2 protein-coding genes are annotated in these 1,314 nt (G+C 44.9%); both read right to left on the bottom strand.

All coding sequences use genetic code 11. The annotated features are described in order from the left end of the window. Window positions 1-41: 41 nt before the first annotated feature. Window positions 42-539 (bottom strand): hypothetical protein, encoded by a 498-nt coding sequence (locus F6K51_RS37475; protein WP_293031304.1) that lies wholly within the window; start codon window positions 537-539, stop codon window positions 42-44. Between the two features lie 65 nt (window positions 540-604). Then, on the bottom strand, window positions 605-1,216 hold the full coding sequence (locus F6K51_RS37470) for a hypothetical protein (RefSeq protein ID WP_293031301.1): 612 nt from the start codon (window positions 1,214-1,216) through the stop codon (window positions 605-607). Between the last annotated feature and the right edge of the window lie 98 nt (window positions 1,217-1,314).

Raw genomic sequence — 1,314 nt, 5'->3', positions numbered from 1 at the left:
CTGACTGACGGACACTTTTTTTTGTACATTTAGCAGTACATTTAGGCCCAGGCATCAAATTCCTGAATCAGAGAGAAGGTAATCTTTCGATAGTAGCGGTCACGAGCTTTTTGGGAAGCGAAACAAGGAGTAGAGTCAAGATAGACCAAGTGGTCAAGGCGTAAAAAGGAATAAGCCTTGTGAACAAAGGAATTAAGCCACCGGACACCGATTTTTAGATAGCTAAGTCCACGACGAAAATGGGCATCAACCTGACGACGTAAACCGTCTTTTTGGACAGCCATGCCGACTAAAGTTGCGAAAAGAACTGCAATAGCAATGACCAGATAGAGGCGTTCAAGTCGCTCAGCACAACGAACTCGAGACATTTCCCACTGAAAAACCCCAGACTTGCTATCTAAAAACAGATGTTCAATACGAAAACGCAAGCCATATTGCCAAAAAGTCTTCAAGGTGGGAGGTTCATCAGTGATAATTGCCCAATTATCCTTAGCGGCAGGTACTGCCGCGCCTTGCGAGATGAGCCTTAAGTTGAGCATCTTCCCATAAACCAACATTTTTGTAGAAAACGGCTTCTCGTTTGGGCGGATATAACTCACGAACGCTATATCCAAAGCCTCGACGCTGGACACCGTGAATCAGAGTATCGGACGGTAGACGGATAGAAAGCGTGCCAATGGGTTAATTGTAACCATTTCAGTAAATCGTGATTGGCAAATCCCCTATCCGCCAACAACATCACCTCTGGGAAATTTGCCAGATATTGATACGCTTGTTCGAGTAAGGGGGCATATTTCTCCCAGGCGACACTGGCACTTTTGTGTTCTAACCCTAACCACAGCAGGGGTAATGCTCTCCCTCCCCCAATCACCGATAGGTAGACAAAGCAGTATTTATTCCACAACTGGGTACTATCCAAGGCTAAGTATAATCTTCCCTGCTTCCACTGTGATATTGCCTTTAGAACTAACGGTACATAGATTTCTTTGATCTTGACCCGATGATTTCCTAAAAACCGACGCCATCGTTTTTGATTGCTGTCTTCTTGGATAGCTCGACTTTGGACGTAGCTACCCCATTCCCCCTGATTCACCTTTTGGCTCCCTAGTAACGCCGCCACCATCCATGCCAACGTCACTATATGTCTGATATCAACAAATTTGCTACCTGCGCTTAGGTAGCTATACACTTGTGAGTAGATTTTTTTCTGGGTCATAATTGGGATTTTTATTGACTACCCCATTTACCCAGATTTTTCTGTTTTGTCCAACCCCTCCCCTACTTGCTTTTCAAGCACTTGTGTCCGTCAGCAAG

It is taken from the genome of Moorena sp. SIO3I8 (assembly GCF_010692325.1).
Lineage (GTDB): Bacteria > Cyanobacteriota > Cyanobacteriia > Cyanobacteriales > Coleofasciculaceae > Moorena.
This window is presented reverse-complemented; position numbering and strand designations above follow the sequence as displayed.

What these genes read in the sequence shown, in the direction of transcription:
- F6K51_RS37475 (WP_293031304.1), bottom strand. Translation starts at nt 539, where the DNA reads ATGCTCAACTTAAGGCTCATCTCGCAAGGCGCGGCAGTACCTGCCGCT.
- F6K51_RS37470 (WP_293031301.1), bottom strand. Translation starts at nt 1,216, where the DNA reads ATGACCCAGAAAAAAATCTACTCACAAGTGTATAGCTACCTAAGCGCA.